We start from the raw sequence: 21,653 nt of genomic DNA, 5'->3' as shown, positions 1-21,653 counted from the left end.
CGCAGGGAAACTGCCCTCCATGCCGGGCGCCAGCCGCGGCGGCGCCCCACGGGCAGTGCACCCTGCGTTCCTGAAGACACCTCTGCCCTGCAACGCGCATGCCGCTTCGCAGGGACGGACTGGACCGCCAAAGGACGCAAATGTCTCCGCCAACCCTCATCGACGCCCCCACATCCATCGCCGCACCAGCCCCTGTGGCCCTCTCCTACGAGCTGTTCCCGCCCAGGAGCCCGGCCGCTTCCGACACCCTGTGGAAGACCATCCGCGAGCTCGAGGCCACCGACCCGGACTACGTCTCGGTCACGTACGGGGCGAGCGGCTCGAACCACGACACTGCGCTGGACCTCGTCGACCGCCTGCAGCTCGAGACGACCCTGCGGCCGCTCGCGCACCTCACCTGCGTCGGCGGCAGTCCGGCCGAGCTGAGCACCGTGGTCAACGAGCTCCTCGACCGCGGCGTCCGCGGCATCCTCGCCCTGCGCGGGGACACGCCCCGCGACGGCGTGCTGCCTCACGGCGCGCTGCGCTACGCCCAGGACCTCATCGAGCTCATCCGCCGGGTCGAGCTGCGGCGATCCGCGCAGTTCGCCGCCGGCAAGGTCGCAATCGGCGTGGCCGCCTACCCCACCAAGCACCCTGAATCGCCGAGCGAGGCCCACGACATCGAGGTGCTCCTGGCCAAGCAGCGTTCGGGGGCCGACTTCGCGATCACGCAGGTCTTCTTCCACACGGACCAGTACGCCTCGCTCCTGCACCGGGCGCGCCGGGCGGGCGTGACGATCCCGGTCATCCCCGGCATCATGCCGCTCACGAGCGTCCGCCGGATCGAGAAGCTCGCGAGCCTGTCCGGGGTGCTCCCCGACGCGTCGCTCGTCGACCGCCTCCGCTCTGCTGGCGACGACGAGGCTGCCGCGCGCCGCATCGGCATCGAGGCGAGCGTCGCACTCGCCGAGGCCGCACTCGAGGCGGGCGCCCCGGGCCTGCACCTCTACACCTTCAACGAGCACGAGGCCTCGCTCGAGGTCCTCGCGAGGCTCAGCCTCCCGCGCCCCAGCCGGCCCTCCCTGGCTGCCCGGCGCCGGGCCGCGCACTGATTCCGTTCCTCCCGCACACTTCGCCTGAACACAAGGACTTCCCATGACTGCACAGAACCCTTCCTCCGCCGCGCCCTCCTTCCCGTCGGCGACCATCCTCGGCTACCCCCGCATCGGCCGCCGGCGCGAGCTGAAGAAGGCCGTCGAGGCCTACTGGGCCGGCGCCTGCACCGCCGCCGAGCTTCAGGCCGCCGCCGAGCAGATCCAGGCCGCGACCCTGGCCCGGCTCACCGGGCTCGGCCTCACCGAGCGCTCCTCGGTCCCCGGCACCTTCTCCCTCTACGACCAGGTGCTCGACACCGCGGTCGCGCTCGGCGCGGTGCCCGCCCGCTTCGGGGCGCTGCACGACGCCGACGGGACCCTCGGCCTCGATGCCTACTTCACGCTGGCCCGTGGGAACGCGGAGCAGCAGCCCCTCGAGATGACGAAGTGGTTCGATTCGAACTACCACTACCTCGTCCCGGAGATCGGCCCCGAGACGTCCTTCTCGCTCTCCTCGGAGCGCGTCGTCGAGGACTTCGCGTTCGCCAAGGCCCAGGGCACCCTGACGCGCCCGTACCTCGTGGGCCCGGTCACGTTCCTGCTCCTGTCCAAGGCCTCCGACGACGCCCCCGCGGACTTCGCGCCGCTGTCCCGCCTCGAAGATGTCCTGCCCGTGTACGCCGAGCTCCTGGAGAAGCTCGCCGCCGCCGGCGCCGAGTGGGTCCAGCTCGACGAGCCGGCGCTCGTGGCAGACCTCGACACCCCCGCGCTCGAGGTGAGCGACGCCGTCGAGCGCGCCTACGCCGCGCTGACCGCCCCCGCCGCCCGTCCGCAGATCCTGCTGTCCGCCCCGTACGGGGGCCTCGGGGCCCAGTCCGCAGCCGTCGCGGCCACCGGTGTCGAGGCTGTGGCCCTGGACCTCTTCAAGGGTGCCCTCCCGTCCGACGCCGAGCTGGCCGGCTTCGCAGGCAAGACGCTCGTGGCCGGTGTCGTGGACGGCCACAACATCTGGCGCAACGACCTCGCGGCCTCGGCAGCGAAGCTCGAAGCCCTCCGGGCGGCCGGCGCCGAGCACGGATTCGCCGTCGCGGTCTCGACCTCGACCTCGACCTTCCACGTCCCGCACGACGTCGAGGAGGAGACCCAGCTGGACGACGCGCTGCGCAGCTGGCTCGCGTTCGCCGACCAGAAGGTCCGCGAGGTCGCCACGCTTGCGGCCTACCTGGCAGACCCGGCCTCGGCGCAGGCCGCCCTCGACGAGGCGACCCGCGTGATCGCCTCCCGCGCCCAGGCACCGGGCGTGCGCCGCCCCGAGGTCCGCGAGCGCACCGGGGCCCTCACCGCGGCAGACTTCTCCCGCTCGGACTATGCCGTGCGCGCCGCCGCGCAGGACGCCGTCCTGGACCTGCCGCCCCTGCCGACGACGACGATCGGCTCCTTCCCGCAGACCGCCGAGGTCCGTGGGGCGCGCGCCCGCCTGAACCGGGGCACGATCGACGCGGCCGAGTACGAGCGACTCATGAAGGACGAGATCAAGCGCGTCGTCGACCTGCAGGAGGAGCTCGGCTTCGACGTCCTCGTGCACGGCGAGCCCGAGCGCAACGACATGGTCCAGTACTTCGCCGAGAACCTCGACGGCTTCGACGTCACCGTCCACGGCTGGGTCCAGTCCTATGGCTCGCGCTGCACCCGCCCGTCCATCCTGTGGGGCGACGTCTCGCGTGCGGCCGGGCCCTCGATCCTGTGGGGCGACGCCTCCACCGGTGCACCGATCACCGTCCCGTGGGCGGCCTACGCGCAGTCGCTCACCGAGAAGCCGCTCAAGGGCATGCTCACCGGCCCCGTGACCATCCTCGCGTGGTCGTTCGTCCGCGACGACCAGCCGCTCGCCGAGACCGCCAACCAGGTGGCCCTCGCCCTGCGCGACGAGATCACCGACCTCGAGGACGCCGGGATCAAGATCATCCAGGTGGACGAGCCTGCCCTGCGCGAGCTGCTCCCGCTGCGCCGTGCCGACCAGCCTGCGTACCTCGACTGGTCCGTGAAGTCGTTCCGCCTCGCGACGGCGGGCGCCCGGGACGCCACCCAGGTCCACACCCACCTGTGCTACTCGGAGTTCGGCGTCATCATCGACGCGATTGACGGCCTCGACGCCGATGTGACCTCGATCGAGGCCGCCCGCTCCCGCATGGAGGTCGTCAACGACCTCGAGGCGCACGGGTTCGGCCGCGGCGTCGGACCGGGCGTGTACGACATCCACTCGCCGCGCGTCCCGAGCCAGGCCGAGGTCGAGGAGCTGCTCGAGACCGCGGTCAAGCACGTCCCGGCGCGCCAGCTCTGGGTCAACCCGGACTGTGGCCTCAAGACCCGCGGCTACGCGGAGACCGAGGCGTCCCTCAAGAACCTCGTCGAGGCCGCCAAGGTGGCACGCGCGGCGCTCGCGAAGGTCTGAGGCAGCGGCTGCCAGCACCGCGAGGGGCCCCGGTTCGTCCTCGAACCGGGGCCCCTCGGGCGTCCGCTGGGCGCGGCGCAGCGGCCGCCGTTCAGTCCCAGAGGATCTCGTCGTCCACCACGCCGTCCGCATCGGCGGCGGCCACCAGCATCTCGTCCGTGAAGCCCTCGCCGAGCGTGAGGTCCAGGACGAAGTAGCGCTCGGGCTGGCCCGGGTAGATCCCGACCCGCGCGAGCCGCAGGGCCCGGACGAAGACCTCGGGCGTCAGCTCGGCCGGGTCCTCGACGCCGAAGACCTTCTTCACCGAGCCGTTGCCGAGGTTCTGGCAGTGGAAGTGGCGGAACTGGCTCGCGGCGCTCTCGTCGTCGTCGAGCTCCTGGGCGATGCGCTCGCGGACCGAGTCGATCAGCTCCGGGAGGAAGCGGAGGCGGTAGTCGACCTTGTGCACGGCCGCCTCGTCGAGGTGGTCGTGGTCGGAGATCGTCAGCTCGAGGGGCACGCGCGCGCCCTCGACGCTGAACGTCCCCGGCACCGCCCGGCTGCCTGACGTGGAGAGGACTACGGGGCCGAAATGCTGGCTGACTGCCTCCATGGCATCACGATAGTCCCGGACCCCCGATGGGGCCAGCGTCACGCGAGGCGCTCGAGGAGGGCGACGGCGTCGTGCGGCGCTCGCCCGTCGGCGTCGTTGTCGAAGTAGACGTGGACGTCCAGGCCGTCGTCCATCCATCCCCGGGCCTCGCGGGCCCACGCGTCGAGGGACTCGTCGGAGTACCCGCCGTAGTAGAGAGCGGTCTCGCCGTGCAGCCGGACGTACCGGAAGTCAGCGCCCGGGTGCCGGAACTGGGGGAAGCGGCCGGCCGAGTCCGCCACCACGGTCGCGATCCCGGCCTGCTCGAGGAGGCTCCTCGCCGCCTCCGAACCGAAGCTCTCGTGGCGCGGCTCGAGGGCATGCCGCAGCGGTCCGTCGGCCAGGACCTCGGTGAAGGCCCGGTCCTCGGGGACCTTCTCGTCGTGCCGCCTGGCGAGTTCGGCCGCCTCGGCGACCGTGCGCGGGAGGAGGTCGAAGAACCCGGCCAGGCGCTCGGCGTCGAACGCGAGGCGCTCCGGCAGCTGCCACAGGAACGGGCCCATCTTCCCCCCGAGCGCCAGGACCCCGGACGCGAAGAAGTTCGCCAGCGCGGTCTCCGCCTTCTGCAGCTTCAGGAGGTGGGTGATGTAGCGGCCGCCCTTGACGGCGAACACGAAGTCCCCGGGGGTCGCGTCGCGCCAGGCGGTGTACGAGGAGGGCCGCTGGAGGGAGTAGAACGAGCCGTTGATCTCGGCCGAGGGCATGCGCCCGGCGATGTAGGCCAGCTCGTCCCGCTGCCGGAGCCCAGTGGGGTAGAAGTCGCCGCGCCAGCGTGCGTAGCGCCAGCCGGAGACGCCCACGAAGGCGCGGCCGCGGGCCCTCCCACCTCCCGGCGCAGTCATGCGTGCCGCACCAGGCCGGTGAGCGCTTCGGCGACGAGGTCGAGGAAGATCCGTGCCTGCGGGTCGGTAGCCCCTCCGGGGCGCAGCCCGAAGATCGTCCGGGCGAGCCTGATCTCGGGCACGTCGACCACGACCACCCCGCCCGGCCGCGACTGCAGGGCCAGCTCGGGCACGAGCGCCGCGCCGAGTCCCGCGGAGGAGAGGCCGAGGCTGGCGTTGAAGTCGTCGCTGTAGGCCACGACGCGGGGCTGGAGCCCGCAGCTGGCGAAGAGGCGGTCGATCACGGTCGCGTCGCTCGTCCCCGGATGGTGGACGATCCAGGGCATGTCGCCGAGCTGGTCTGCGCTGACCTGGACCCCTTCGGCGATGCCCCAGGACTCCGGCAGGACCACGCGGAACGGGTCGTCGCCCACCCAGAGCCGGTCCATCGTGTGCGGCCATGCCAGCCCGCTCTGCCCCACCTGGTAGACGAGGACGACGTCGAGGTCGCCGCGGTCGTGGAGTCCCCGGATGGTCTGGCCCGGCTCCGCGACCGACACGTGGAGGTCGAGGCCGAGCCGCCGCCAGCGTTCGCTGCGCAGGACCACGGGCAGGACATAGGTCGCCAGGCTCGGGAAGATCCCGAGGCGGAGCTCCCGCCCGGCTGCCTCCGCGGCGCGGGCCGTTGCGGCGCGCAGCGCGTCGATGTCCGTGAGGACCTTGGCGGCGTGCCGGGTCATGACGAGCGCGGCCTCGGTGGGGACGATGCTGCGGGCCGTGCGGTGGAAGAGCTCGACGCCGGTCTCCCGCTCGAGCGCCGCCATCTGCTGGGACACGGCCGACGGCGTGTACCCGAGCTGCGAGGCGGCCGAGGCGAAGCTTCCGAGGCGGACGACCTCCAGGAGGGTCTGGAGATGGACCGGGTTGACCACGCTCGCTCCCTTCCTGTGGGCCGCTCCAGCGTACGACACGCCGAGAGATTAACGACACGCCAACACAGTGCGCTGTGCGTTCGCCGCGTCCACAGGGTGTGGATGAGGGGCCCCGAACCGCGGGAATACGCGGGTCTTCCCGGTGCATTAAGTGTGTGGATTCTGTGGACTCACGGCCCGAAGAATGACATACTTGTAAGACAACATCTTGGGGTCCGCGGCGGCGCCGTGCACTACATGTAGTATCGAGGGCACCGGGGCGGCCATCAGGATGAGGGGCAGCCGTCGGTGCGGCAGCGGCGGAGAGGACGCCTCGGCCGGGCAGAGCTTTCGCGTAAGGGGTAAAGGAACCATGAACGTCACGGTCTACACGAAGCCGGCGTGCGTGCAGTGCAACGCTACCTACCGCGCCCTCGACAAGAAGGGCATCGCCTACCAGAGCGTTGACGTCACCCAGGACCCTGAGGCCCTCGCGCGCCTCAAGGCCATGGGCTACATGCAGGCCCCGGTCGTCGTCGCCGACGGTGACCACTGGTCCGGGTTCCGCCCGGACAAGATCGCTGCCCTCGCCCAGGGCAGCGCCTCCGCGTCGGTGGCCTGAGCCGCCGCCATCAGCTTCGCTTCCAGGGGGTGCTTGAGATGGCCTCCCAGGTCATCGTGGACGCGGCCAGCGTCGGGGCGACGGGCTCGGACTCCGGGCCCCGCCTCGTGGCGAGCCGCCTGATCTACTTCTCCTCTGCTTCCGGCAACACCCACCGGTTCGTGCGCAAGCTCGGTCTGGATGCCGAGCGGATCCCGCTCCATGCCAACGAACGCCCGCTGCGCGCCACCGAGCCGTTCGTGCTCGTCGTGCCCACGTACGGCGGGACCGGGGGAGCGGGCTCGGTCCCGAAGCAGGTCATCAGATTCCTCAACGATCCGCAGAACAGGGGCCTCATCCGAGGCGTCATCAGCGCGGGCAACACGAACTTCGGGGACAACTACTGCGCTGCGGGCGACATCGTCGCCGTCAAGTGCCATGTTCCCCACCTCTACCGATTCGAGCTCATGGGCACGTCCGAGGACGTGGACCGAGTCACCAAGGGATTGGACGCATTTTGGACACGACTGTCGCAGACGCCGCAGTAGCCGCGGTGGACCCCAAGGAACTGCCCGCCAAGTACAAGGGCTTGGGCTACCACGAGCTCAACGCGATGCTGAACCTGTACGGCGAGGACGGGAAGATCCAGTTCGACGCCGACCGGTACGCGGCGCGCCAGTACTTCCTGGACCACGTCAACACCAACACGGTGTTCTTCCACGACCTCGACGAGAAGCTCGACTACCTGGTCAAGAAGGACTACTACGAGCGCGAGACGCTCGACCAGTACACGATGAACTTCATCCGCGACCTCTTCAGCCGCGCGTACAAGAAGAAGTTCCGGTTCGAGACGTTCCTCGGCGCGTTCAAGTTCTACACGTCGTACACGCTCAAGACCTTCGACGGGAAGCGCTACCTCGAGCGCTACGAGGACCGGGTCTGCATGGTTGCCCTGCACCTTGCCCGCGGTGACGAGAAGCTCGCGACCCAGCTCGTGGACGAGATCATCGCCGGCCGCTTCCAACCGGCGACCCCGACGTTCCTCAACGCGGGCAAGAAGCAGCGCGGCGAGCTCGTCTCCTGCTTCCTGCTGCGCATCGAGGACAACATGGAGTCGATCGCCCGTGGCATCAACTCCGCTCTCCAGCTCTCCAAGCGCGGCGGCGGGGTGGCGCTCTCGCTCACGAACATCCGCGAGCACGGCGCACCCATCAAGCAGATCGAGAACCAGTCCTCGGGCGTCATCCCCGTGATGAAGCTCCTCGAGGACTCCTTCTCGTACGCGAACCAGCTCGGCGCACGCCAGGGAGCGGGCGCGGTCTACCTGCACGCGCACCACCCCGACATCTACCGCTTCCTCGACACCAAGCGCGAGAACGCGGACGAGAAGATCCGCATCAAGACCCTCTCCCTCGGCGTCGTGATCCCGGACATCACGTTCGAGCTCGCCAAGAAGAACGAGGACATGTACCTCTTCTCGCCGTACGACGTCGAGCGCGTCTACGGGGTGCCGTTCTCCGACGTCTCGGTGACCGAGAAGTACTACGAGATGGTCGACGACGCGCGGATCAAGAAGACGAAGATCAACGCGCGCGAGTTCTTCCAGACCCTCGCCGAGATCCAGTTCGAGTCGGGCTACCCGTACATCATGTTCGAGGACACGGTGAACCGGGCCAACCCCATCGCGGGCAAGGTCACGATGAGCAACCTGTGCTCGGAGATCCTCCAGGTCTCCACCCCGAGCGAGTACAACGAGGACCTGACCTATGCCGCGGTCGGCAAGGACATCTCGTGCAACCTCGGATCGATGAACATCGCCAAGACGATGGACTCCGGGGACTTCGGCCTCTCGATCGAGACCGCCATCCGCGCGCTCTCGGCCGTGTCCGACATGAGCTACATCCAGTCGGTGCCGTCGGTCGCCGAGGGCAACGCGAAGTCCCACGCGATCGGCCTCGGCCAGATGAACCTCCACGGCTACCTTGCCCGCGAGCGGGTCCACTACGGGTCCGAGGAGGGCCTGGACTTCACGAACATCTACTTCTACACGGTGCTGTTCCACGCCCTGCGTGCCTCGAACCTCCTCGCGAAGGAGCACGGGCAGGCGTTCGGCGGCTTCGAGAACTCGAAGTACGCCTCGGGCGAGTTCTTCGACAAGTACACCGAGCAGGAGTGGGTGCCCCAGACCGAGAAGGTCAAGGAGCTGTTCGCCAACGTCCACATCCCCACCCAGGATGACTGGCGCGCGCTCAAGGCCGAGGTCATGGAGCACGGCATCTACAACCAGAACCTCCAGGCGGTGCCGCCGACCGGCTCGATCAGCTACATCAACAACTCGACCTCGTCGATCCACCCGGTCGCTTCCAAGGTCGAGATCCGCAAGGAAGGCAAGATCGGCCGCGTCTACTACCCGGCCCCGTACCTGACGAACGAGAACCTGGACTACTACCAGGACGCCTACGAGATCGGCTACGAGAAGATCATCGACACCTACGCTGCCGCCACGCAGCACGTCGACCAGGGCCTCTCGCTCACGCTGTTCTTCAAGGACACTGCGACGACGCGGGACATCAACAAGGCCCAGATCTACGCGTGGCGCAAGGGCATCAAGACGCTGTACTACATCCGCATCCGCCAGCTCGCGCTCGAGGGCACGGAGGTGGAGGGTTGCGTCAGCTGCATGCTCTAGGAACGGCTACCCCTCAGTTCGCGGGAAAGGACCAGCGATGACACCCGAGAAGCTCAAGCTCCTCGACCACGTCCAGGCGATCAACTGGAACCGGATCCAGGACGAGAAGGACGTCGAGGTGTGGAACCGCCTCGTGAACAACTTCTGGCTGCCCGAGAAGGTGCCGCTCTCCAACGACGTCCCGTCGTGGGCCACCCTGACCCCGCAGGAGCAGCAGCTCACGATGCGCGTGTTCACGGGACTCACGCTGCTCGACACGATCCAGGGCACCGTGGGCGCCGTCTCGCTCATCCCCGATGCGGTCACGCCGCACGAGGAGGCGGTGTACACGAACATCGCATTCATGGAGTCGGTCCACGCGAAGAGCTACTCGTCGATCTTCTCGACACTGTGCTCGACCAAGGAGATCGACGACGCGTTCCGTTGGAGCGTCGAGAACGAGAACCTCCAGCGCAAGGCGCACATCGTCATGGACTACTACCGGGGCGACGAGCCGCTCAAGCGCAAGGTCGCCTCGACCCTGCTTGAGAGCTTCCTCTTCTACTCGGGCTTCTACCTGCCCATGTACTGGTCCTCGCGGGCCAAGCTGACGAACACGGCCGACCTCATTCGCCTCATCATCCGTGACGAGGCGGTGCACGGGTACTACATCGGCTACAAGTTCCAGAAGGGGCTCGAGCAGGTCTCCGAGGAGAAGCGCCAGGAGATCAAGGACTACACGTTCGAGCTGCTCTTCGAGCTGTACGAGAACGAGGTCCAGTACACGCACGACCTCTACGACCCGGTGGGCCTGTCAGAGGACGTCAAGAAGTTCCTCCACTACAACGCCAACAAGGCCCTCATGAACCTCGGCTACGAGGCCATGTTCCCCTCGTCGGTGACGGACGTGAACCCCGCCATCCTCTCGGCGCTGAGCCCCAATGCGGACGAGAACCACGACTTCTTCTCCGGCTCGGGATCGAGCTACGTGATCGGCAAGGCCGTGAACACCGAAGACGAGGACTGGGACTTCTGAGTTGATTGCGTGAGGAACCGCCGGCCTGCTGGGAACTGTCCTCAGCAGGCCGGCGGCTTTGACGTCGACGGCCCTAGGGGAGGGACGCCAGCAAGGCTGCTCCCTCCGCGAGCAGGGGCTCGCGGTCGGCTGGCTGGGGGACCATCCGGCGCACATCGTCCAGAAGGGTCTCGACATAGCGCCGGACCACGGCCCGATGCGACTCGTCGCCGAACCCCGCGACATCGGCGCAGACCCGCAGGAGGGCCCTGACGACGCGCGGCTCATTCGCCCCGTAGCGGCGCACCTGCCCCAGGGCGAGCTCCAGAAGGTAGCCGAAATCCCTCGCAGGCACGTAGAGCCTGACGACGCCGCGGGCGTCGCTCACTGCTCGCGGGCCATGCTGCCGCTCCGCGAGGGCCGCCAGGACAGTAGCCAAGTGGTCGACCGCCTGGTTCGCCGTGTAGGGGTCGTTGACGGCGGGCGAGAGCGCCTTGGAGGCGATATCCGCCAGCTGCCGGATACCGAAGGCGACGTCCTGCTCGAGGGTCCGTTCGTAGCCCACCCGCACCATCGGTGGGAGCGCCCTCCGCAGCTCAGTGAGCGCCTCCTGCAGCGGTGGGTGCGCGCCGTCGTCCTCCCATACCCACACGATGGGCGTGCCCGCAACCACATGGCGGCCCACCACGGGAACGATCCGGGCCGTGAGTCGGCGCCTCGACAAGACTGCGACGAACGCCTCGACGTGGAACGCCTGGACATATCCCGACCCCGGTGCCGGAAGCGCCACCGCACCGCGCGGCGGCTCTGGCACCCGGAGATCAGGGTCTCCCTCGGCGAACGACCGCTCGAGCACTCTCAGGGTCCCTCTCTCGACGCCCTTCATCACCTGGTCTATCTGGATCGAGTGAGCGAGATGATGCACGAAGAAGACGAGCATGACCATGCTCACGAACAGCAGGAGCAGCGCCCCGCTCACAGCGATGCGCGGGAAGTCCTCGATGCGCTGGCCGCTGGCGACGCCGACGGTGTAGAGGCCCGCGGTGCTGTACGCGAAGGTCGCGACGAAGACGCTGAGCGTCAGCTGGTTGGGAATGTCCCGGAGGAAGCTGCGCAGCAGCCGGGGGCTGAACTGCGTCGAGGCGAGCTGGAGGGCGACGATGGTGAGGCCCAGGACGAGGGCGATGACCGTGACGATCGTGCTCGCAATGCTGATCAGGAGGCTCCGCGCGTCGTCGGACGTGCCCTGGAACACGAGGACGGCGAAAGGAGAGGCCGAGTCGATCCGGATCGACGACACCCCGGCCCCCGCGATGAGGGCGAGGACGACGGCGGCGGTCGGCATCGCCCACAGCGCGCTGGCCAGATACTCCCTGATGGCCTCACGTCTCACAGCGCAACTCTCAGCCCAGCGGCGTCGGCGGTCAAGAAGGGAGATGCGGATCGGCGGCGCGGCCCTGCCCATGGGGCGCTTGGTGTCACGGTCTCGACCTCGGGGTAGTGCTCCCGCATCACCAGGACGGCGACCAGAGGAGACACCATGGACATCAGGAAACTCGGCTCGGCTGGACTTGCTGCGACGGCGGCACTCGCGCTGGCGGCATGCACCGGCGGAGGCGGGGGAGGCGGAGCGTCCTCGGCCTCGGCCAGCCCCTCCAAGACGGACAAGGTGTACAGCGAGAACGAGCTGCGCAGCATGATCTCGGGCCTCAAGGACGGTGACGGCAACGAACTCAAGCTCTACTCCCAAGACCAGGTCGCCCAGGGCAAGAGCATCGGCGACCTCCTCCTGAACACCGCCACCGTGGACCCGTCGGACTGCAAGTCCATCGCGACCGCGGGCCTCAAGACCAGCGTCGACAGCGGGTCGGTGGCCGTGGCCATCTCGTACAGCAAGCAGCCCCGGACGGTGTCCGCGCAGTCGGGCTCCGACGGCCCCGATGCGGTCCAGGTGCTCAAGGACATCGAGGGCAAGATGGACAAGTGCGCGAACTTCAGCGTCCAGGTCCTCACCAACAAGGTCAGCGTCTCGAGCAAGAAGCTCGACGCGAAGACCGACGCGACGGAGACGTTCGGCACCGTCAGCACCCGTGACGGCAAGAATGAGGACATGCTCATGCAGATCTCCGGCGCCAAGGGCCGCCTGCTGGTGGTCGCGACCAAGAGCGGGTCGAATCTTGCTGACCAGGAGCGCAAGGAGCTGGAGGGCCTCGTGAACGACGTCCTGAAGAAGGCCGACTCGTCCTCGACCGGGTCTGCGTCGTCGTCCTCGCCGTCGTCCTCGGGCAACAGCTCGAGCAGCTCGTCCTCGACGAGTTCCCCGAGCACCAGCTCGAGCAGCAGCTCCAGCAGCAGCATGGGCGGTGAGCCCGGCACGTCGAGCGCGACCGCGACGTCGAAGCCGAGCGCCACGTCGACTCCGTAGTCCCCTCTCGACGAAGGCCGGGTCCATGGGCGCGCTGACCCTATGATGCCTCCCATGGACCTGGCCGACGTCGCCCACGAACTGTACGCCCTGCCGCTGGCCGAGTTCACCGCAGCGCGGAACGCCCGGGCCAAGCGGGCACGCTCCGAGGGCCAGCCCCTCCTCGCCAAGCAGATCGCGAAGCTGCCCAAGCCGTCGACGGCGGCGTGGGCGGTGAACGTTCTGGCGCGGCGGCGGGGCGAGGAGTTGGGCCAGGTCCTCGACCTCGGGGCGTCGCTGCGCGAGGCGCAGGCGGACCTCGACCCGGCCGCCATGCGCGCGCTGGGCCGTGAGCGCTCGAGGCTCCTCGCCGCCGTCGTGCGCGACGGTCGGGAAGCCGCCGGCGAGCTCGGGGTGAAGGTCTCCGATGCGGCCGCGGAGGAGATGGAGCAGACGCTTCATGCGGCGATGGCCGACCCCCAGGCGGCGGAGGCCGTGCGGAGCGGCCTGCTGGTGCGGACGCTGACGGGCAGCGGCCTCGAACCGGTTGACCTCGCCGGTGCCGTCGCGGTCCCCGGCGCGCTGCCCGAGCCCGCCGCCCCGTCGGCCGCCCAGCAGCGCCGCGCCCGGCAGCGCCCCGCCCGCGGCGCCGAGCCGGAGGGCACCGAGACGCCACGGACGCGGCGGCCCGACGCCGACGCCGACGCGCGGGCGCGGGAAAGAGCGCAGCAGGAGGCAGCCCAGCGGGAAGCCGAACAGCGGGAAGCCGAGGAGTCCAGGCGCCGCGAGCGGGAGCAGGCAGAGACGGACCTCGCCGACGCGGAGCAGGGCTTGGCGGAGTCGGAGGCCGAGCTGGCCGATGCCCAGGCCCAGGCAGACACGGCCTCCGCGCGGCGGAACGAGATCGCGGACGAGCTGGACAGGCTCCGCCGCCGCATCGACGAGCTCGAGGAGGATCTCGCCGCCGCCGAGCGCGAGGATGCCCACGCCGACCGCGCCCGACGGCTCGCCTCCCGGCTCGCGGAGCAGGGGCGCCGGGCGGTCCAGCGGGCCCGGGACCGGCTCGCGCAGCTGCCCTGACGCGGGACCTGCGTCAACCGCCCGGGGTCAGATCAGGCGCCGCTGCGCCGGGTGCTGGATTCGCAGCCACGCGTAGCCGTAGCCCGCCAGCGGAACTGTCACCGCGCCGTCGTCCGCCACGGGGATGCCGCCTTCGGGATAGTCGCCCGAGGGAAGGAGGTCCACGAGCACGACGCCGCGCCACCCCTGATCCGTTTCACCGGAGGGCCCGAGCGGCGGGTCGCCGAGGACGAGGGAAACCGTCACGGCTTCCGACGACAGGTTGTGCACGGCGAGCATGCTCGCGTCGTCCCACGTGCACCGGTGCGCGAGGACCGCGGGCGTGCGGTGCGAAAGGACCTCATAGTGGCCCCAGCCCAGCTCGGGGCACTCGCGGTACCGCTGGGTCAGGAGTGTGATGAACCTCAGGAGTGAGTCGGGGTCCCGTCGCTGCCCGGCGACGTTCACATGCTCCGGCCCGTACCCGCCTCCCGTGACCCGGGCGACCAGGCGGTGCGGGGGCGCCGTCGAGAAGCCCGCGCTGGCGTCCGCCGTCCACTGCATCGGAGTGCGCACCGCCATCCTGCCCTCGGCCTCGAGGTTCTCGCCCATCCCGATCTCCTCGCCGTAGTACAGCACGGGCGTGCCGGGGAGGGTGAACAGGAGCGAGTACATCAGCCGGATCCGGCGCGGGTCCCCGTCCATCATGGGAGGGACGCGCCGCTTCAGCCCCCGGCCGTAGACCTGCATCGACGGGTCCGCCCCGAACGCGTCGAAGACCTCCTGGCGCTCGCTGTCGCTGAGCTTGTCCAGCGTGAGCTCGTCGTGGTTCCTGACGAAGGTGGCCCACTGGCAGTCGGGCGTGGTCTGCGGGCGGTCCTTGAGGGCCCGGGCCAGCGGCCGCGCGTCCTGACGGGCCATGGCGAGGTACGTGTTCTGCATGAGGATGAAGTCGAACATCATGGTCAGCTCCCCGCCCTCGGCTCCGCCGAAGTACTCGAGCTGCTCCTTGTACGGCAGGTTCACCTCCCCGAGGAGCACTGCGTCGCCGCAGCGGCGTCCCATGAACTTCGTCAGCGCCCGCAGGTACTCGTGCGGGTTGGCGAACTCGGCCAGTTCCTTGCTGTCGACGCCGAGCATCGAGAGGAAGTAGGGCACCGCGTCGACACGGAACCCGCTCAGTCCGACCTCGAGCCAGAACCCGATCGCCTTGGCGATCTCGTCCCGGACCTGCGGGTTCGCGACGTTCAGGTCGGGCTGGTGCCTGTAGAAGTGGTGCAGGTACCACTCGCCGGTCTTCTCATCCAGCGTCCAGATGGACTGCTCCTGGTCCGGGAAGACCACCTCCTGTGAGGTGTCCGGCGGCGGGTAGGAACGCCAGACATAGAAGTCCCGGTAGGGGCTGTCCTTCGACGATCGCGCCGACTTGAACCACGGGTGGCGGTCCGAGGTGTGGTTGACCACCAGGTCCGCGATGACGCGCATCCCCCTGTCGCGGGCGGTCCTGATGAGTTCGACGAGGTCCCCGTGGTGGCCGAGCCGGTGGTCGACACCATAGAAGTCGGTGATGTCGTAGCCGTCGTCCCGGCCCGGGGTGGGGTAGAAGGGCATGAGCCACAGGCAGGTCACCCCGAGTTCGGCGAGGTAGTCGACGCGCTGGGCGAGTCCGGCGAGGTCGCCGATCCCGTCGCCGTCGGAATCGAAGAACGTCTCGACGTCGACGCAGTAGATGACCCCGGTCTTCCACCAGAGGTCGGACGTGTCTGTGATGCGCATGCGTGCTCCTGGAGGTCAGCGCCACTCAGGGCCTCTGTCTAACAGCGCTGCCCCCGGCTGTCGAGGGCGCACACGGAACCCGGCCGACTCGACGCTCCCCGCGGGCAGGTGGAAAGCTTGACCCCATGCCCCCCATGTCACGTCCTGATTCCCCGGCGCCCAGACGGACTCTGGCATGGCGGGTGACGGCCCTCCGCGCAGGCGTCCGCCAGGCCGCCTCCCGCGAGCGGCTCCTGCTCGCCGCGAAGAGCGCCTTTGCCGCCGGCCTCGCGTGGGTGGTCGCCCAGTACATGCCGGGCCCCGCCGCCAACTATCCGTACTATGCCCCGCTCGGCGCCCTCGTGAGCATGTACCCGACCGTCGCCGACTCCTTCCAGAGGGGACTCCAGAGCCTTCTCGGGCTCACGCTCGGCATCGGGGTCGCGATCGCCGTCGGCACGTTCTCGGGCCCGACGGCGCTCGCGGTCGCCCTCGTGGTCGGCACCGGCGTTCTCGTGGGCGGGCTTCCCCGGATGGGGTCCGCTGCGGATTGGGTCCCCATGGCCGCACTGTTCGTGCTGGTGATCGGCGTCAATGGCCGGGACGAGTTCTCCCTCGGGTACCTCCTCCAGATGGCGGCCGGTGTCGCCATCGGCTTCGCGGTGAACTGGTTCATCCTGCCGCCGCTGCACTACCGGGCCGTCACCCCAGCCTTCAGGCGGCTGCGGCACGCGCTCGCCGGTCAGCTCGAGGACATGGCGGCGGCCATGACCGAGCCGTGGCCGCCGAGCCACCAGGACTGGGCCGAACGCGAGGGCATCCTCGCGCAGACCGCCGCCGAGGTCCGCGCCGCCGTCGACCGCGCCGACCTGAGCGCGCGGGCGAATCCGCGCCGCAGACGCCACCGGCGGGACCTTGCGGCGGACCTCGCGGACCTCCGCACCGTGGAACGGGCCACCTTTCAGGTGGAGGACATCACCGACGTGCTGGCGAGCGTCATCTGGGACGAGCACGCCGTCGCCTCGGTGCCACCCGACCTCGCGAACGAGCTCGCCGAGGCGCTCGCCGCGACGGGCATCGTGCTGCGCACGTGGGGGGAGTCGGACGACGTCGACGGCCACCTCGACAGGGCGCAGGAGGCGATCGATGCGCTCGCCGTCGCCGTCCACGGCGCTGCCGTGCGCGACGCGCCGGTCGCGGCGGCGGCCTCGGTCAGCCTCGACCTTGCCCGCATCGTCCGGGGCGTCCGGTCGCGGACAGACGGCCAGCCGCAGGCCTGACTCAGTCCTGCCCCCCGTTATCGGCCTGATCCCCGACCGCCGCGCCGGCCGCCGTCGGACGCCCCCGGTCCCGCGGCATGGCGAGGACGGCGACCACGGCGAGGAGCGCTGCCACCAGGACCGAGAGGAACACCGCGGCGGAGGCGGGGACGACGGCGGCCGCGTGGTCGGCCGCCCCCCGCGCGTAGACCGCGTTGGCCACCGCTCCGAACACGGCCACGCCGAGCGCGCTGCCGATCGAACGGGCAAAGAGGTTGGTGCCGGTGACCACGCCGCGCTCGTTCCAGTCGACGCTCGCCTGGGCGGCGATGAGGGTCGGGGAGGCGACGAGGCCCATGCCCAGACCGGTGACGAAGCAGCTCGCGGCGACGAAGAAAACATTGGGCGTGAGGGCCGTCGTTGCCAGGACGGCGGTTCCGGCGACCGCTGTCACGACGCCGATGACCGCCGTCCACCGGAAGCCGATGCGCAGGTAGAGCCTGCCCGACTGCGACGCGCTGATCGGCCACCCGATGGTGAGCGCCGCGAGCGCGAGTCCGGCCACCACCGGGGACGCGGACACGGCCCCTTCGAGGAAGGTCGGCACATACGAGGTGAGCCCCAGGATGATCGCCCCCACGCCGAAGGACACGAGGGTGGTGGTCAGGAGGAGCCTCCGGGAGACCACCCAGAGCGGAAGGACCGGCTCGACGGGCCGCCGCTCGGCCGCCAGGAAGGCTGCGAACAGCAGCCCGCCGGCCGCGAACGCGCCGATGCTCAGCGGTGAGTCCCACGCCCACGCCTGGCCGCCCTCGAGCGCGCCGAGGATGAGCAGTGTCATGGAGACGGTCAGGAGCGCCGAGCCGAGGTAGTCGATCCGGTGCCGCGTGCGGGGGACCGACTCATGGAACGTGCGCGCGAGCATCCACCCGGCGAGCACGCAGAGCGGGATGTTGACGAGGAAGATCCCGCGCCAGATGCCGAGCTGGGCGAAGACCCCGCCGAGCGTCGGCCCCACCACCGAGGAGACGGCCCATACGCTCGCGAGGTATCCCTGCACCTTCGCGCGCTCGGCGACCGTGTAGATGTCCCCGGCGATGGTGATCGACATCGGCTGGACCGCGCCGGCCCCTAGGCCCTGGATGACCCGGAACGCGATGAGCGCCGCCATGGAGCCCGCGATCCCACACAGCACGGACCCGGCCAGGAACAGTCCGATGCCCGCGAGGACCACCGGCTTGCGGCCCAGCGTGTCCGCGAGCTTCGCGTACACCGGCACGGACACGGCTTGGGCGAGCATGTAGGCCGAGAAGAGCCAGGGGAACGAGGAGAACCCGCCGACGTCCGCCACGATCGAGGGAACGGCGGTCGCCACGATCGTCGCGTCGATCGCCACGAGGCCGGTGGTCAGCATCAGGGCCGCCAGGATGGGGCCGCGCTCGGAACGGAGGCCGACGTCGGCGCGAGAGATGCTCATGGTGGCGTAGAACCGCGCAGAGGCGCGGATTAGTCCCGGCGAGGCGTGGACTAAGCTGAATGATTAGGGCAGTAGTTCCTGCCGTAATCAGTTTCGGGGGGTGTGCGTGGACCAGATCCTCTCGCTGCCCTTCGGGGTCGCCTGGGCCGTCCTCTTCGTGATCGTCCTCGCCCGGACGAACGCCACCTACTGGCTCGGCCGCGGGATCGCAGCGGGCGCCGCGCGCAGCACCCGGATCGCCGAGAGGCTCGAGCGGCCCGCCCCGGCCCGCAGGATCGCCCGCGCGCAGAAGCTCCTGGACCGCTGGGGCCCATTCGCGATCGTCCTGACGTTCCTCACGGTCGGGCTCCAGACGGCGGTGAACCTGGCCGCCGGCCTCGGGCGGATGCACCTGCGCTACTACATCCCGGCGACGGCGGTCGGGTCGGTGGTCTGGGCGTTCCTCTACGCGACGGTCGGGCTCGCCGCGTTCGACCTCTGGTTCGAGCACGCCTCGGCCTCCCCGTGGCTGTGGGTGATCGTCGCCGCGGCGGTGCTCGTCGCCGTCGTGCGCGTGGCCCTGCTGAGGCGGGCCCGCAGGCGCGCGGCGACGCACGACGGCGGCGGGGCGGCTACTGTGGACGGGGTCGCCCGAGGAGGGGCGGACCAGGAGAGGAGCGGGACGTGACGCAGCAGGCATCGGCACAGTCTGGGTGGAGTCAGCAGGAGCTCCCCGAGCTTGCCGACGGTGACTTCTACTACGAGGACCTCGGCGGCGGCAGGTTCCGCTCGACCATCCACGCGCAGGGTGCCTGGAACCCCCACGAGCAGCACATGGCGCCGGCGTCGGGGATCATCGCCCACTGCCTCGCGCTCCACGAGCCCCGCCCGGACATGCGCATCGCCAGGATCGGCTACGAGATCCTGGGACTCATCCACGCCGGCGAGTTCGAGGTCACCACCCGCACGGTCCGTCCCGGCAGGACGATCGAGCTGGTCGAGGCCGAGCTCACCGCCAACGGGCGCGTCGCGATCCGGGCGAGCGCGTGGCGCCTCGTGACGTCGGACAGCTCCGAGGTCGCCGCCGTCGAGGACGCCCCGATCATCCCGCGCCAGGAGTGCGAGCGCTGGGACGGGGCCACCGAATGGCCGGGCGGCTACATCCGCTCGCTCGAGATGTACCAGGCTCCGCACCACCGCTCGGGCCGTGGGACGGTCTGGATCCGCACGGCGCACCCGCTCGTCGGAGGCGTGGAGACCCCCGACTGGGCTCGCCTCATGGGCCTGGTCGACACGGCCAACGGCATCGCCACGCGCGTGCCGCCAGGGCCGGGGAGCTGGGTCTTCCCCAATGTGGACCTGCAGATCCACCTCTACCGGCTGCCCCACGGTGAGTGGCTCGGCATCGACAACGCGGTCTCCTTCGGCGCGGACGGGATCGGCCTGACCTCCTCCGTGCTCCATGACGTGAACGGCCCGTTCGGCCGGGCCGAGCAGATCCTCACGCTCCGCCGGAGCTGAGCGTGGCGGTCTGGAACGAGGGGGAAGACGTCACCCTCGACGTCATCATGGGCAGCGGCCTGCCGGACAGTGCGGCTGGTGACGCGGCAGCTGGGGACGTGCAGGCCGCCGCGGAGCTGTCCCGAGCCGCGGAGCTCCTCGACGAGGTCAAGCGGGGCATGAGGGGCGGCACCCTCCGGCTGTACCGGCCGCGCCCCACGATGGCCTTCGGCCAGCGGGACACGAGGCTGCCCGGCTTCGAGGCGGCCCGGGCGGCCAGCCTCGCACACGGCTTCGAGCCGGTGGTCCGCAAGGCCGGGGGCCGCGCCGCCGCCTACCACGAGGGCACGCTCATCGTGGACCACATCGAGCCTGCACGCGAGGCCATGGTCCATCACCGCCGCCGCTTCGAGGTCTTCGGCGAGGCCTATGCCGAGGTCCTGCGCGGCCTCGGCGTGGACGCGCGCGTGGGCGAGATCCCCGGAGAGTACTGCCCGGGCGAGTTCAGCGTCCACGGCGTTCCCGCCCCGGGCACGGTGCCGGGCAGCCGGCTCAAGCTGGTCGGCACCGCCCAGCGTGTGGTCTCCGGTGCGTGGCTGTTCTCCTCGGTGTTCGTCGTCTCCCACGCCGCTCCCGTCCGTTCGGTCCTCACCGACGTGTACCGCGCGCTGGAGCTGCCGTTCGACCCGTCGACCGCGGGCGCTCTCGACGACCTCGTCCCGGGCCTGGGGGTCGGCGAGGTCGAGCGGGCCCTGCTGTCGATGTACCGGGAGCAGGGCGCGCTCGGCTGAGACGCCGACGGCCGGCGCCTCCGTGGGAGGGCCGGCCGTCAGGTGCTGCAGCGCCGGGCCTCAGACTCCGAGCTTGGCCTTCACCTGGGCCGCGGAGGGGTTCGTCGCGGCGGAGCCGTCGGGGAAGATCACGGTGGGGACCGTCCGGTTGCCGCCGTTGATCTGCTCGACGAGCTCGGCCGTGCCCTCGACCTCCTCGATGTTCACCTCGGTGTAGCCGATGCCCTGGGCGTCGAGCTGCTTCTTCAGCCGGTTGCAGTAGCCGCACCAGGTGGTGGAGAACATCGTGATCGTGCCGTCGGTGGGGGTGAAGGTGTCCATAGGTGTGCTCCTGGAGGGGTAGGTGGATCCGAAAGGTGTCAACGGCCCGGGTCCGCAGGGTATTCCGAGTCTCAGCCCACGGGCTCGATGAGCTCTGGCCCGTTGTTCCTGACGCTGTTGACCATGCTGCCGACGATCCGCGGCGTCAGGTGGGGCTCGGGCATCGAGTCGATGAGCGCCCGGACGTCCTCCTCGCGGGTCGTCTCCGGGTTGAGCCAGTCGTCCCACATCTCGCGGGGGACAATCACCGGGGTCCGGTCGTGGATGTAGCCGAGCGCGTCCGACGCCGGGCCGGTCAGGATCGTGCAGGTCCGGAGCCACCGCTCGGGGTGGTCCGGGGGCAGCGCCGGGTCCGGCCAGTTCTCGAACAGGGCCGCGAAGGCCAGCAGGCCGCCGTCGGCCGCGTGGAGGTACGTGGGGATCTTCTCGACCTTGCCAGCCTTGCCGGCAGCCTCCTGCGCCGCCCGCTTCTCCCACTCGTAGTAGCCGTTGGCCGGCACGAGCGCCCGCTTCGCCGCGGCCGCCTTCCGGAACGAGGGCTTCTCGGTCACGGTCTCGCGGCGGGCGTTGATGAGCCTCGCGGCCCCCTTGGTGTCCTTGGACCAGGGCGGCACGAGGCCCCACCGGGCCGGGACGAGCTTCCGCGACGTGCCGCCGGTCTCCCTGTCGCGGCGGTCCAGGACGATCGGCACGGGGTCGGTGGGGGCGATGTTGTACGAGGGCTCGACCGTCTCGACGTAGGTCTCGTCGACGTCGAACTCCGCCACGAGGTCGCCCACGGACTGGGCCATCACGTATCTGCCGCACATGAGGCCATTATTGCCCGCCCTGCAGGACCCGCGCCGGGTTGATGCCCGTCGGGGTCGGGCTAGACTGGGCGGGTTCGAAGATACCTTCGATTGAGGCTGATGCGAGGAAGGACCCGGTCAGGAT

Annotated in this window: 20 protein-coding genes; 12 read left to right on the top strand and 8 right to left on the bottom strand. The window is 70.0% G+C overall.

The window, feature by feature from the left end; all coding sequences use genetic code 11:
* Positions 1 to 140 precede the first annotated feature (140 nt).
* Both ACQ5BE_RS02430 and metE read left to right on the top strand, forming a co-directional pair.
* Positions 141 to 1,094 (top strand): methylenetetrahydrofolate reductase, encoded by a 954-nt coding sequence (locus ACQ5BE_RS02430; RefSeq protein ID WP_430295331.1) that lies wholly within the window; start codon positions 141 to 143, stop codon positions 1,092 to 1,094.
* A gap of 43 nt (positions 1,095 to 1,137) precedes the next feature.
* The gene (gene metE, locus ACQ5BE_RS02425; RefSeq protein ID WP_430295330.1) at positions 1,138 to 3,528 is read left to right on the top strand and encodes a 5-methyltetrahydropteroyltriglutamate--homocysteine S-methyltransferase; all 2,391 of its coding nucleotides are present in this window, start codon (positions 1,138 to 1,140) and stop codon (positions 3,526 to 3,528) included.
* Positions 3,529 to 3,619: 91 nt separating this feature from the next.
* On the opposite strand, the gene ACQ5BE_RS02420 is transcribed toward metE, so the two are convergent.
* From ACQ5BE_RS02420 to ACQ5BE_RS02410, 3 genes are read right to left on the bottom strand one after another with little or no spacing between them, the layout of a single operon-like run.
* The gene (locus ACQ5BE_RS02420) at positions 3,620 to 4,120 is read right to left on the bottom strand and encodes a DUF2004 domain-containing protein (protein ID WP_430295328.1); all 501 of its coding nucleotides are present in this window, start codon (positions 4,118 to 4,120) and stop codon (positions 3,620 to 3,622) included.
* A 38-nt stretch (positions 4,121 to 4,158) separates the two neighbouring features.
* A complete protein-coding gene (locus tag ACQ5BE_RS02415; protein ID WP_430295327.1) occupies positions 4,159 to 5,001 on the bottom strand; it encodes a DUF72 domain-containing protein in 843 nt (280 codons plus the stop codon).
* Positions 4,998 to 5,912, bottom strand: coding sequence for a LysR family transcriptional regulator (locus ACQ5BE_RS02410; protein ID WP_430295762.1), 915 nt, complete (start codon positions 5,910 to 5,912; stop codon positions 4,998 to 5,000). The genes ACQ5BE_RS02415 and ACQ5BE_RS02410 overlap by 4 nt, the downstream gene beginning before the upstream one ends.
* 352 nt (positions 5,913 to 6,264) lie before the next feature.
* On the opposite strand from ACQ5BE_RS02410, the gene nrdH reads away from it, so the two are divergent.
* The 4 genes from nrdH to nrdF are packed head-to-tail and all read left to right on the top strand — an operon-like array spanning position 6,265 to position 10,196.
* Complete coding sequence (nrdH, locus tag ACQ5BE_RS02405) at positions 6,265 to 6,513, top strand: glutaredoxin-like protein NrdH (protein ID WP_208712668.1); 249 nt, start codon at positions 6,265 to 6,267, stop codon at positions 6,511 to 6,513.
* A gap of 38 nt (positions 6,514 to 6,551) precedes the next feature.
* Positions 6,552 to 7,040 (top strand): class Ib ribonucleoside-diphosphate reductase assembly flavoprotein NrdI, encoded by a 489-nt coding sequence (nrdI, locus tag ACQ5BE_RS02400; RefSeq protein WP_430295325.1) that lies wholly within the window; start codon positions 6,552 to 6,554, stop codon positions 7,038 to 7,040.
* Positions 7,041 to 7,060: 20 nt separating this feature from the next.
* Positions 7,061 to 9,181 (top strand): class 1b ribonucleoside-diphosphate reductase subunit alpha, encoded by a 2,121-nt coding sequence (gene nrdE / locus ACQ5BE_RS02395; RefSeq protein ID WP_208712990.1) that lies wholly within the window; start codon positions 7,061 to 7,063, stop codon positions 9,179 to 9,181.
* A gap of 37 nt (positions 9,182 to 9,218) precedes the next feature.
* Complete coding sequence (gene nrdF / locus ACQ5BE_RS02390) at positions 9,219 to 10,196, top strand: class 1b ribonucleoside-diphosphate reductase subunit beta (RefSeq protein ID WP_208712666.1); 978 nt, start codon at positions 9,219 to 9,221, stop codon at positions 10,194 to 10,196.
* Positions 10,197 to 10,269: 73 nt separating this feature from the next.
* Here nrdF and ACQ5BE_RS02385 read toward each other — a convergent pair whose 3' ends face one another.
* Positions 10,270 to 11,568 carry a DUF2254 domain-containing protein gene (locus ACQ5BE_RS02385; protein ID WP_430295323.1) on the bottom strand — a complete coding sequence of 433 codons (1,299 nt, stop codon included), beginning with the start codon at positions 11,566 to 11,568 and terminating at the stop codon, positions 10,270 to 10,272.
* A 147-nt stretch (positions 11,569 to 11,715) separates the two neighbouring features.
* Between ACQ5BE_RS02385 and ACQ5BE_RS02380 the strand changes: the two genes are divergently transcribed.
* Both ACQ5BE_RS02380 and ACQ5BE_RS02375 read left to right on the top strand, forming a co-directional pair.
* Positions 11,716 to 12,600: a hypothetical protein gene (locus ACQ5BE_RS02380; RefSeq protein ID WP_430295322.1), complete on the top strand. Its 885-nt coding sequence runs from the start codon at positions 11,716 to 11,718 to the stop codon at positions 12,598 to 12,600.
* Positions 12,601 to 12,654: 54 nt separating this feature from the next.
* A complete protein-coding gene (locus ACQ5BE_RS02375; RefSeq protein WP_430295321.1) occupies positions 12,655 to 13,659 on the top strand; it encodes a transposase in 1,005 nt (334 codons plus the stop codon).
* Between the two features lie 27 nt (positions 13,660 to 13,686).
* On the opposite strand, the gene ACQ5BE_RS02370 is transcribed toward ACQ5BE_RS02375, so the two are convergent.
* Positions 13,687 to 15,414: an alpha-amylase family protein gene (locus ACQ5BE_RS02370; RefSeq protein ID WP_430295320.1), complete on the bottom strand. Its 1,728-nt coding sequence runs from the start codon at positions 15,412 to 15,414 to the stop codon at positions 13,687 to 13,689.
* Between the two features lie 182 nt (positions 15,415 to 15,596).
* Here ACQ5BE_RS02370 and ACQ5BE_RS02365 point away from each other — a divergent pair, with 182 nt between their 5' ends.
* A complete protein-coding gene (locus tag ACQ5BE_RS02365; protein ID WP_430295319.1) occupies positions 15,597 to 16,673 on the top strand; it encodes an FUSC family protein in 1,077 nt (358 codons plus the stop codon).
* Between the two features lies 1 nt (position 16,674).
* Here ACQ5BE_RS02365 and ACQ5BE_RS02360 read toward each other — a convergent pair whose 3' ends face one another.
* Positions 16,675 to 18,129 carry an MFS transporter gene (locus ACQ5BE_RS02360; protein WP_430295318.1) on the bottom strand — a complete coding sequence of 485 codons (1,455 nt, stop codon included), beginning with the start codon at positions 18,127 to 18,129 and terminating at the stop codon, positions 16,675 to 16,677.
* A gap of 106 nt (positions 18,130 to 18,235) precedes the next feature.
* On the opposite strand from ACQ5BE_RS02360, the gene ACQ5BE_RS02355 reads away from it, so the two are divergent.
* The 3 genes from ACQ5BE_RS02355 to ACQ5BE_RS02345 are packed head-to-tail and all read left to right on the top strand — an operon-like array spanning position 18,236 to position 20,399.
* On the top strand, positions 18,236 to 18,796 hold the full coding sequence (locus tag ACQ5BE_RS02355; RefSeq protein ID WP_430295317.1) for a DedA family protein: 561 nt from the start codon (positions 18,236 to 18,238) through the stop codon (positions 18,794 to 18,796).
* On the top strand, positions 18,793 to 19,629 hold the full coding sequence (locus ACQ5BE_RS02350; protein ID WP_430295316.1) for a thioesterase family protein: 837 nt from the start codon (positions 18,793 to 18,795) through the stop codon (positions 19,627 to 19,629). Before ACQ5BE_RS02355 ends, ACQ5BE_RS02350 begins: the two co-directional genes overlap by 4 nt.
* Before the next feature lie 47 nt (positions 19,630 to 19,676).
* Entirely contained in the window at positions 19,677 to 20,399 is a 723-nt protein-coding gene (locus tag ACQ5BE_RS02345; RefSeq protein WP_430295761.1) for a lipoate--protein ligase family protein, read from the top strand.
* A gap of 60 nt (positions 20,400 to 20,459) precedes the next feature.
* Here the strand turns inward: ACQ5BE_RS02345 and ACQ5BE_RS02340 are convergent, their stop codons facing one another.
* Together ACQ5BE_RS02340 and ACQ5BE_RS02335 are read right to left on the bottom strand one after the other, a co-directional pair.
* Complete coding sequence (locus tag ACQ5BE_RS02340; protein ID WP_208712658.1) at positions 20,460 to 20,720, bottom strand: mycoredoxin; 261 nt, start codon at positions 20,718 to 20,720, stop codon at positions 20,460 to 20,462.
* A gap of 71 nt (positions 20,721 to 20,791) precedes the next feature.
* Positions 20,792 to 21,529: an SOS response-associated peptidase gene (locus ACQ5BE_RS02335; RefSeq protein ID WP_430295315.1), complete on the bottom strand. Its 738-nt coding sequence runs from the start codon at positions 21,527 to 21,529 to the stop codon at positions 20,792 to 20,794.
* Positions 21,530 to 21,653 lie beyond the last annotated feature (124 nt).

Origin of the sequence: Sinomonas sp. B1-1 (genome assembly GCF_050474465.1) — a bacterium.
Classification (GTDB): Bacteria; Actinomycetota; Actinomycetes; order Actinomycetales; family Micrococcaceae; genus Sinomonas; species Sinomonas flava.
This window is presented reverse-complemented; position numbering and strand designations above follow the sequence as displayed.

Coding starts and splice junctions, on each gene's coding strand:
- ACQ5BE_RS02360 (WP_430295318.1), bottom strand. CDS start 18,129: ATGAGCATCTCTCGCGCCGACGTCGGCCTCCGTTCCGAGCGCGGCCCC.
- ACQ5BE_RS02415 (WP_430295327.1), bottom strand. CDS start 5,001: ATGACTGCGCCGGGAGGTGGGAGGGCCCGCGGCCGCGCCTTCGTGGGC.
- ACQ5BE_RS02370 (WP_430295320.1), bottom strand. CDS start 15,414: ATGCGCATCACAGACACGTCCGACCTCTGGTGGAAGACCGGGGTCATC.
- nrdI (WP_430295325.1), top strand. CDS start 6,552: ATGGCCTCCCAGGTCATCGTGGACGCGGCCAGCGTCGGGGCGACGGGC.
- ACQ5BE_RS02380 (WP_430295322.1), top strand. CDS start 11,716: ATGGACATCAGGAAACTCGGCTCGGCTGGACTTGCTGCGACGGCGGCA.
- ACQ5BE_RS02430 (WP_430295331.1), top strand. CDS start 141: ATGTCTCCGCCAACCCTCATCGACGCCCCCACATCCATCGCCGCACCA.
- ACQ5BE_RS02335 (WP_430295315.1), bottom strand. CDS start 21,529: ATGTGCGGCAGATACGTGATGGCCCAGTCCGTGGGCGACCTCGTGGCG.
- nrdF (WP_208712666.1), top strand. CDS start 9,219: ATGACACCCGAGAAGCTCAAGCTCCTCGACCACGTCCAGGCGATCAAC.
- metE (WP_430295330.1), top strand. CDS start 1,138: ATGACTGCACAGAACCCTTCCTCCGCCGCGCCCTCCTTCCCGTCGGCG.
- ACQ5BE_RS02340 (WP_208712658.1), bottom strand. CDS start 20,720: ATGGACACCTTCACCCCCACCGACGGCACGATCACGATGTTCTCCACC.
- ACQ5BE_RS02375 (WP_430295321.1), top strand. CDS start 12,655: ATGGACCTGGCCGACGTCGCCCACGAACTGTACGCCCTGCCGCTGGCC.
- ACQ5BE_RS02420 (WP_430295328.1), bottom strand. CDS start 4,120: ATGGAGGCAGTCAGCCAGCATTTCGGCCCCGTAGTCCTCTCCACGTCA.
- nrdH (WP_208712668.1), top strand. CDS start 6,265: ATGAACGTCACGGTCTACACGAAGCCGGCGTGCGTGCAGTGCAACGCT.
- ACQ5BE_RS02345 (WP_430295761.1), top strand. CDS start 19,677: ATGGGCAGCGGCCTGCCGGACAGTGCGGCTGGTGACGCGGCAGCTGGG.